This window comes from Lamprobacter sp. (assembly GCF_034860625.1).
Taxonomy (GTDB): Bacteria; Pseudomonadota; Gammaproteobacteria; order Chromatiales; family Chromatiaceae; genus Lamprobacter.
The window spans coordinates 1-8,632 of sequence record NZ_JAYESN010000150.1 but is presented as its reverse complement, the minus strand read 5'-3'; the positions used below and the strand labels follow the sequence as shown (position 1 = coordinate 8,632).

12 protein-coding genes are annotated in these 8,632 nt (G+C 59.1%); 10 read left to right on the top strand and 2 right to left on the bottom strand.

The window, feature by feature from the left end:
• Positions 1-1,538 (top strand): AAA family ATPase (locus tag VBE63_RS22165; protein ID WP_323685195.1); only part of this gene is annotated, 1,538 nt, incomplete at its 5' end.
• A gap of 142 nt (positions 1,539-1,680) precedes the next feature.
• On the opposite strand, the gene VBE63_RS22160 is transcribed toward VBE63_RS22165, so the two are convergent.
• The gene (locus tag VBE63_RS22160) at positions 1,681-2,265 is read right to left on the bottom strand and encodes a Uma2 family endonuclease (protein WP_323685194.1); all 585 of its coding nucleotides are present in this window, start codon (positions 2,263-2,265) and stop codon (positions 1,681-1,683) included.
• 135 nt (positions 2,266-2,400) lie between these two features.
• Here VBE63_RS22160 and VBE63_RS22155 point away from each other — a divergent pair, with 135 nt between their 5' ends.
• The 5 genes from VBE63_RS22155 to VBE63_RS22135 all read left to right on the top strand — a co-directional run bounded on the left by VBE63_RS22155 (position 2,401) and on the right by VBE63_RS22135 (position 5,482).
• Positions 2,401-2,679, top strand: a complete 279-nt coding sequence (locus VBE63_RS22155) for a type II toxin-antitoxin system RelE/ParE family toxin (RefSeq protein WP_323685193.1) — start codon at positions 2,401-2,403, stop codon at positions 2,677-2,679.
• Positions 2,680-2,709: 30 nt separating this feature from the next.
• Entirely contained in the window at positions 2,710-2,997 is a 288-nt protein-coding gene (locus VBE63_RS22150) for a HigA family addiction module antitoxin (protein WP_416274630.1), read from the top strand.
• Positions 2,998-3,086: 89 nt separating this feature from the next.
• The gene (locus tag VBE63_RS22145) at positions 3,087-4,907 is read left to right on the top strand and encodes an ATP-binding protein (RefSeq protein WP_323685191.1); all 1,821 of its coding nucleotides are present in this window, start codon (positions 3,087-3,089) and stop codon (positions 4,905-4,907) included.
• 79 nt (positions 4,908-4,986) lie between these two features.
• Entirely contained in the window at positions 4,987-5,259 is a 273-nt protein-coding gene (locus VBE63_RS22140) for a hypothetical protein (RefSeq protein WP_323685190.1), read from the top strand.
• Positions 5,252-5,482 carry a DUF2283 domain-containing protein gene (locus tag VBE63_RS22135; protein WP_323685189.1) on the top strand — a complete coding sequence of 77 codons (231 nt, stop codon included), beginning with the start codon at positions 5,252-5,254 and terminating at the stop codon, positions 5,480-5,482. The genes VBE63_RS22140 and VBE63_RS22135 overlap by 8 nt, the downstream gene beginning before the upstream one ends.
• 136 nt (positions 5,483-5,618) lie before the next feature.
• Here VBE63_RS22135 and VBE63_RS22130 read toward each other — a convergent pair whose 3' ends face one another.
• A complete protein-coding gene (locus VBE63_RS22130; RefSeq protein WP_323685188.1) occupies positions 5,619-6,191 on the bottom strand; it encodes a Uma2 family endonuclease in 573 nt (190 codons plus the stop codon).
• A gap of 8 nt (positions 6,192-6,199) precedes the next feature.
• Here VBE63_RS22130 and VBE63_RS22125 point away from each other — a divergent pair, with 8 nt between their 5' ends.
• The 4 genes from VBE63_RS22125 (at position 6,200) to VBE63_RS22110 (ending at position 8,503) form a co-directional block, all read left to right on the top strand.
• Positions 6,200-6,583 carry an antitoxin Xre-like helix-turn-helix domain-containing protein gene (locus VBE63_RS22125; protein WP_323685196.1) on the top strand — a complete coding sequence of 128 codons (384 nt, stop codon included), beginning with the start codon at positions 6,200-6,202 and terminating at the stop codon, positions 6,581-6,583.
• Positions 6,584-6,615: 32 nt separating this feature from the next.
• A complete protein-coding gene (locus VBE63_RS22120; protein WP_323685187.1) occupies positions 6,616-7,539 on the top strand; it encodes a hypothetical protein in 924 nt (307 codons plus the stop codon).
• A 104-nt stretch (positions 7,540-7,643) separates the two neighbouring features.
• Positions 7,644-7,784 carry a hypothetical protein gene (locus VBE63_RS22115; RefSeq protein ID WP_323685186.1) on the top strand — a complete coding sequence of 47 codons (141 nt, stop codon included), beginning with the start codon at positions 7,644-7,646 and terminating at the stop codon, positions 7,782-7,784.
• Between the two features lie 95 nt (positions 7,785-7,879).
• Positions 7,880-8,503 carry a Uma2 family endonuclease gene (locus VBE63_RS22110; protein WP_323685185.1) on the top strand — a complete coding sequence of 208 codons (624 nt, stop codon included), beginning with the start codon at positions 7,880-7,882 and terminating at the stop codon, positions 8,501-8,503.
• Positions 8,504-8,632: the final 129 nt, after the last annotated feature.

Genomic DNA, 8,632 nt, shown 5'->3' with positions numbered 1-8,632 from the left:
TGCGCTTCGACTTCTCCGCGGTCAGCTCCACCCCGGCGGAGGTGCGCGAGTCGTTCGAGGCCCATACCCGGATCTTGTTGATCGACTTCCTCGATCGGCATGCCGCGCGCATCCCAGCGGACAGCGCCCAAGCGATCTTGAGCGAGCCCACCAACGCCCGGCGCCTCGAGCGGCTGAACAGCGAATCGCGCAAGCTCGGTCTCTCGCTCTATCTCTTCATCGACGAATACGACCACTTCGCCAACAACATCCTGGTCAACGCCGGGCGCGAGGCCTACCGCGAGCTGACCCACAGCAGCGGCTTATTTCGCGACTTCTTTGCCCTGCTCAAGGAGGCCGTCGGGCGCACTGGCGGCGGCTTGGCGCGGCTGTTCATCACCGGGGTCTCGCCGATCACGCTCGATGATGTCACTAGTGGCTTCAACATCGGCACCTCGATCAGCCTGGAGCCTGAGTTCAATGCGCTCCTGGGCTTCACTCATGCCGAGCTGGAACAGCTGTTCGCCGATTTCGGGCAGGACTTCAGCGCCCATCGCGCCGTCGTCGATGAGTGGTACAACCACTATCACTTCAACGCGGCCTGCGATGTACCGGTCGTCAACAGTGACATGGCGCTCTACTATCTGCGCGCGCTGGTGCGCCGGAACCAGCCGCCCGACGACCTGATCGACCACAACGTGCGCATCGACTACGGCAAGCTGCGCCATCTGGTGCAGATCGACCGCCAGCTCACCGATCGCCAGCTCACCGATCGCCAGCTCACCGATCGCGAGCGCGCTGATGCCGACGCAGTCACCGCCACCTCTCGTCTGAACGGCAACTTCTCGCGGCTGCGCGCGATCATCGAGCGCGGCGAGGAGGTCAGCCCGATCCAGACCAGCTTCCCGGCCGAAGGGCTGCTGCACCAGGACAACTTCGTCTCGCTGCTCTACTACCTCGGCCTGCTCAGCTTTGCCGGCGAGCGTGAGGGCCGGCCGCTGCTCAAGATCCCCAACCGCACCGTGCGCCAGCTCATGTACGGCTATCTGCGCGCGGCCTATGACGAGGTTGGCGTGTTCCGCCCCAGCACCTATGAGATCGCCGATCGGCTCAACAAGATGGCCTACCGCGGCCAATGGGAAGGCTTCTTCGACTATCTGGCCGAGGAGATCGCCCAGCAGCAGGCCAGCGTGCGTGACTTTCTGCAAGGCGAGAAGATGCTGCAGGGCTTCCTGCTCGCCTGGCTCAATCTCTCACCCTATTTCCGCGTCTTCTCCGAGGCCGAGCAGGGCGGCGGTTTCGTCGATCTTTACCTGGCGCCGTTCTACTTCCGCTACCCGGACATGCGCCATGCCTACCTGATCGAGCTAAAATACCTCAGCCGCTCGGACGACACGCCCGCCAAGCGCGCGCAGCTCATCGCCGACGCCCGCGCCCAGCTGCACCGTTATGCCGGCGATCGGCGCATCGCTGCCGAGCTCGGCGAGGCGACCCTGCACCCGATCCTGCTGCTCTACAGCGGCTGGGAGCTGGTGCATCGGGAGGCGGTGGCGGGCTAGTCATACAAACCGGCCCCGCTAGACAAGCTGTTGCAGCCAAGCTGTTGCAGCTGTGCAAAAAATTGGACCTCGCTCAGCAAGGCTTCGCCTAAGCCGACACCCTGAGATAACCTGGATGCATTGTGCTTGGCTGCCCTGGTTGCTACCAGATCTCGTCGACGCCAATGCGCAGACTCGGCAGCAGCAGCGGCGCCACGACCTCGCCCGGGCCGGGTCGCAGGACCAGCCGATAATCATCAATGCCGGGCTCCCGATACAGCTCCAGGCGCCGATGCTGGAGGTCGACCAGCCAGACCTCGGGGACCCCGTGAGCCGCATACAGAGGCACCTTGACCTCGCGGTCGTAACGCAGCGAGCTATCGCAGATCTCGATCACCAACAGCGTATCGGTTGGCGTGGGATGCGCGCTTGCGTAGAAATCATCGCGCGGGCGTAACAGCATCAGATCCGGCTCGGGCTCCGAACGGGGCTGCAGCGTCAGCGGATTCTGCACCGACACCAGCGCATCGTCCCCGGCTCGCAAGGTCAACAGTCGGTTCAGGCGATTATTCTTTCCAGCATGATCAGGCTTGATCGGTGGCATGGCACGCAGCGCTCCGTCAATCAGTTCGACGCGGTCGTCTTCATCGAAGATGCCAGCGCGGATCATCTGATGGTAAGCATCCACGCTCAAGGGAAAGATCGGACGCGTCTCTGCGACGAGGGGTTCAGCGTCGACAACAGGCATGGTAGATCTGCTCCGGTCGATAGGAAACGGGCGATCGCGGCAGTGGCCGGGACTAAGCATCTATGTGTGTGAGCCCAGAAGTCAAGGAAAGCGTGACACGCTTGAAGTATTACTCAAGGCGTAATAGCATGCAGCATGATTAAGTCATTTCGCTGCAAGGCCACCGCCAAGCTGTTTGCCGGCCAGTCGCCGCGCTCGTTTCGCGCGTTCCAGCGGGTCGCGGAGCGCAAGCTCGTCCAACTGCATGCCGCGACAACGCTCGACTTCCTTCGCAGTCCGCCCGGGAATCGTCTGGAAGCGCTGAGTGGTGGCCGGGCGGGACAGCACAGCATCCGCATCAACGAGCAGTGGCGACTGTGCTTTGTCTGGCGAGACGGCGATGCGTTTGATGTCGAGATCGTTGATTATCACTGAGGAGACCCAGCCATGACACCCACCAACGGTATGCGCCCGGTGCATCCGGGTGAGATTTTGCGCGAGGACTTCCTCGACCCCTTGGATCTGAGCGTGAACGCCCTGGCCGTAGCGCTGCGCGTGCCGGCGACGCGACTGCATGAGATCGTCAAGGAGCGCCGCGCCATCTCGCCTGATACGGCGCTGCGCCTGGCGCGCTACTTCGGCGGCGATGCGCAGTCGTGGCTCAATCTGCAATCCAGCTTCGATCTGCGCCGTGCGGAGCTGGAGTTGCGTGCGGCGATCGAGCGCGAGGTCATCCCGCGTGAGGCGGCTTGAGACCTTGATTGCAACACCTAGTTGGCAGCGCTGACCTTGGTATCCTTCGCCAGTCGATCCTCCCTCAGCCGACCCGGAGCACGGCAACCATGAGCGCAACCGACCCACCCTGGCGCATCCCCTACGGCGTGGCGGATTTCATCAAGTTGCGCGAGCGGGGACATTATTACGTCGACAAGACCCACTACCTGCCGCTGCTCGAGCAGGCCGGGGAGTTCCTGTTCCTGATCCGCCCGCGCCGTTTCGGCAAGAGCCTGCTGCAATCGATGATGGAATGCTACTACGACGCCGACTGGGGCGAGCGCTTCGAGACGCTGTTCGCCGACACCTGGATCAAGGCGCAGCCAACACCCGAGCGCGGCCAATATCTGTGCCTGCGCTTTGACTTCTCCGCGGTCAGCTCCACCCCGGCGGAGGTGCGTGAATCCTTCGAGGCCCATACCCGGATCTTGTTGATCGACTTCCTCGATCGGCATGCCGCGCGCATCCCAGCCGACAGCGCCCAGGCGATCTTGAGCGAGCCCACCCATGCCCGGCGCCTCGAGCGGCTGATCAACGAATCGCGCAAGCTTGGGCTCTCGCTCTACCTCTTCATCGACGAATACGACAACTTCGCCAACAACATCCTGGTCAACGCCGGGCGCGAGGCCTACCGCGAGCTGACCCACAGCAGCGGCTTCTTTCGCGACTTCTTTGCCCTGCTCAAGGAGGCTGTCGGGCGCACCGGCGGTGGCTTGGCGCGGCTGTTCATCACCGGGGTCTCGCCGATCACGCTCGATGATGTGACCAGTGGCTTCAACATCGGGCGCAACATCAGCCTCGATCCGCGCTTCAATGCGCTGCTCGGCTTCACCCATGCCGAGCTGGAACAGCTGTTCGCCGATTTCGGGCAGGACTTCAGCGCCCATCGTGCCATCGTCGACGAGTGGTACAACCACTATCACTTCCACCAGGCCCGCCAGGCGCCTGTGGTCAACAGCGATATGGCACTGTACTACCTGCAATCCCTGGTCGATCTCGACCAGCCGCCCGACGACCTGATCGACCACAACGTGCGCATCGACTACGGCAAGCTGCGCCATCTGGTGCAGATCGACCGCCAGCTCGCCGATCGCCGTCTCGCCGATCGCCAGTTCACCGATCGCGAGCGTGCTGATGCCGATGCCGTCACCGCCACCTCCCGTCTCAACGGCAACTTCTCGCGGCTGCGCGCGATCATCGAGCGCGGCGAGGAGGTCAGCCCGATCCAGACCAGCTTCCCGGCCGAAGGGCTGCTGCGCCAGGACAACTTCGTCTCGCTGCTCTACTACCTCGGCCTGCTCAGCTTTGCCGGCGAGCGTGAGGGCCGGCCACTGCTCAAGATCCCCAACCGCACCGTGCGCCAGCTCATGTACGGCTACCTGCGCGCGGCCTATGACGAGGTCGGCGTGTTCCGCCCCAGCACCTATGAGATCGCCGATCGGCTCAACAAGATGGCCTACCGCGGCCAATGGGAAGGCTTCTTCGACTATCTGGCCGAGGAGATCGCCCAGCAGGCGAGCGTGCGTGACTTTCTGCAAGGCGAGAAGATGCTGCAGGGCTTCCTGCTCGCCTGGCTCAACCTCTCGCCCTATTTCCGCGTTTTCTCCGAGGCCGAGCAGGGCGGCGGTTTCGTCGATCTCTACCTGGCGCCGTTCTACTTCCGCTACCCGGACATGCGCCATGCCTACCTGATCGAGCTGAAATACCTCAGCCGCTCGGACGACACGCCCGCCAAGCGCGCGCAGCTCATCGCCGACGCCCGCGCCCAGCTACGCCGTTATGCCGGCGATCGACGCATCGCTGCCGAGCTCGGCGAGGCGACCCTGCACCCGATCCTGCTGCTCTACAGCGGCTGGGAGCTGGTGCACCGCGAGGCGGTGGCGAGCTAGGAACACAAACCGGCCCGGAGGTGGCCGGGCGGGACAGCACAGCATCCGCTTAACCTGCGATTGAGACTCGCGCACTGCCATGCAGATTGTTTGGACCGATTATTTCAAGTATCGCGTTAAGCTCAGGGGCTTTCGCCTGGAAAAAATCGAAGAGGTCTTGAGATACAGTACCGAAAGATACTATGACACCTCAACGGGTCGCTTGGTGGTGATCGGACAAGATGGCCGTATGATGATCATGATTCCCTATGAGAGAAGTGATCTTGATAGCGTGACGCCCATCACTGTTCACGCCACGACCAGGCAACAAATCAGCTATCGCTTAAAAAGTGGGAGATTTCAACATGAGTAACACAACCCTTCGGTATTTTGAAAAAGAAGATATTCTACATCTAAAGATTTCAGATGAAGACGAAACCAACAGCATTGAAATCAGCCCAAATATTACTGCTGAACTCAATGAACATAATGAGCTCATTGGGGTTGAAATCATTGGGGCGAGTGCGTTTTTGAGGGACTCGCTGCTTGAGTCCGTTCAAGCCAAGCTGTTGCAGCTGTCCCAAAAAGCAGCGTAGTCGACTGGTTCTCCCAGCTCAAAAGGGGGTAGACCCAACAGTCGCGTCGTGAAGTCCGAATCTTCAGGTCTGACGGGACCTTCGGTATTGAAGAAGAGCATGCGCTGCTCCGTCTTTCATTAAGGTAGCAACAGTGCTAGAACAGACCGCTGAGATCAAGCGCCGCTTCTGGCAGACAGAGAGGGAGGAGTGCTGAGAGATCCCTGGCCTGGCTGACACTGGCATAGCCCTTCGGCCCCGGATCGCGATAGATCCAAAGGGCTGTTCCGCTCAGATCGACGAGCCAGCTCTCCGGGATGCCGGCACACGCATAGAGTGGCAATTTCTTGTCGCGATCATAGCGCAACGAGGTCTCCGCGACCTCGATCAGCAGCAGCACATCCTCTGGTCTAGGATGGCGCTTGGCATAGAAGTCAGCGCGCGGGCGGAGCAGGGCGATATCGGGCTCGGGCTCAGAGAAATCGCTGAGTCGCAGCGGGTTTTGTGTTGCCAAAATGGCATCGGTCTCACTGAATGCACGGATGATTCGGTTGGCGATGCGGTTGACGGCACCGCCATGTGGGCTGCCAATCGGCGGTATATCGATGATCTCTCCATCAATCAGCTCGACGCGATCGTCTTCGCCGAGGATGTTGGCCTGCCCCATGTGCTCGTAGTCATCGGCGCTGAGGCGGTGGCGGTGATAGAGCGCTTCGGCAGTGGCGGACATGGTCAGCAATCACTCCTTCCGGCGCCGCTCTGCGCACATTCTTCAACATCGCTGACACCTGGTCGCTGACCACTGAGCAGGCCATGACCTTGCTTGGTCTGACCTCACGGAGCACCTTCTTCAAGTGGAAAGGTAACCCGGAAAGTGCCCGGTTGTCGCGCAACGCACTTGAGCGTTTGTCCTACATCTTCGGGATTTATAAGGCGCTTCAGCTTTTGCTGCCGAAGCCGGAATCTGCCGACGCATGTGTCAGAAAATCATACAAACTTTGGCTCTTTAGTGCTGCTGGGCTCTATAACGCTTTGATAAGTAATAAAATATATAAATGGCACGAGGTTTGCCTAATGAGTTTATCTTCAACTCTGTCGTTTCAACTTCTGTTAACCACTTAGAGTGGTATCAAGCGTCTGCTAAGGAGTAACACATGATCCGCCTCAACACTAGCATCAAGAAAAAGACTCATCAGGCCAGTACAACAGTAGGCGGCACTTCTATATCAGCACTGGGCTCAACCGCGTTCGCACTGCTCTTGAGCACAACGGGAGCCCTTGCCGATCCCGTGACGGTTGACGAGTATATCAATAAGTCCCAGCTCGGGGATGTTGAGATCCAATTCCCTTCTATAAATGACGGTCTCTTCATAGAAGGCTATGACTCGGTCCAAATCTCTTTTTACAATAATAGTGCCAGGGTTTACGCAGGCGCTTTAGGGGGCAATGCACAAGCTGTTGACAATAACCCGTTCGACCCCGCAGCCCTTTATCGCAGTTCAGACGATGTCATCTTCTACTGTGTTGATCTCTTCAACGATCTATTGATGAATAAGGGATTCAAGGAATATGTCGTGCTTCCCGTCGATGGTGATACCCAGGTAACGTCCAATGAAGGCAGTGAAACAGTTACCCGTAATTTTGGCAAGGTTTTGGAATTTCTTGGGGCACTCAATTCGGTGCTCCAAACCGAGCACGCACTCACGCATGGTGATCAGAATTGGCTTAACCCCACGGAAAGTTGGATGAGTGGCGCAATTCAGCTGGGTATCTGGGAGAGTCTCTACGATGAAACGATGAATATCTTTGACGGTAATTTCAAGGTTTCTGAAACCGGAGGGGTTAATAAACAATTAGATCCTAGTGGGGTCACGCTACTTAATTTAACCTTTGCCCAAATGCAGGATGAGAACAATAACTCGCTGAGCGGCAGTAAAGTCCTTTGGTTTCAATCAGAGAATGGCCAAGATTTATTAGCAGACCCGGTCCAAGTACCAACGCCCGGATCTGTTGTGTTGTTCTTAGGTGGTCTCCTTTTGCTCGCGAGTGTCAGTCGACGTCGTAGCCCTATAAACTGATTCACGACTGCGAACAACGTGCTGGGGGGTGATCAGCGTCAGCAAGCATCTGCAGGGCGATAAGCTTCAGCGAGGCCGACCTTGAGCTGCTGGAGCTGTTCGCCTTGTTCGTTGGCAAGTCGATGCGCATCCTGCAGATGTCGCAGGTGCTTGATCAGCGCGAAGCAAGTGGTGGCGGGACGATCAACCCTGACCCAGCCCGGATTGCCAAGATCGTGGCGAATTTTCCCGGCCGAAGCGGATAAAGTCCTTGGATGACAATAGGGTAGGAACAGTATCAGATGCGCCCTACACTCGCAGCCGAACTCCGCTCTTATAAGATTGAATGAGAGGTAGAGCCATGTCCGTGCAGCCGGTTCCACAGATCACCTTTGATGATTGGCTGCGGGGTGAGCGAGCAGCCATGGAGGGGCGCAGCGAATATGTCGCCGGCGAGGTCTTTGCCATGGCCGGCGGCTCGGAGGAGCACAATCTGATCGTGACCAATGTCGTCGGCGAACTGCGGGCACAGCTCAAGCGGCAGCCGTGCCGCGTCTATCCCAGCGACATGAAGGTCCGGATCAGCTCCGCCGAGGTCGGTGCCTATCCGGATGTCATGGTGATTTGCGGAGATCGCGCGTTCTACGATGACCGACGTGATGTAGTGACCAATCCACAGCTGATCGTCGAGGTGTTGTCGGAGTCCACCGAAGCCTACGATCGCGGACAGAAGTTTGCCCATTACCGCGCGCTAGAGAGCCTTGAGGCCTATCTACTGATTGCTCAGAATCGTGTCTGTGTTGACCTCTACCTCCGTCAAGACGACGGCAGTTGGAACCTGCGCAGCTATGCTCATCTCAACGATGTCGTCGAGCTGCCAATGATCCACGCGCATCTGGAGCTGAGCGAGGTCTACGACAAATTGGACCTCGCCTCACCCCCGAGGCCGCCTAGTGTGCAAGACGCCCGGCAGCCACTACCCTAGAGACCAACCATGGCGAGACTTGTTGTTGAACAATTGATCGGCGTGTCGACGCTGATCGAGCAGAAGCCGAACCTAGAGGAAGGCCTACGCGACCTTGCCGGGCTGACGGCGCGCTCGATCGGGGCAGGA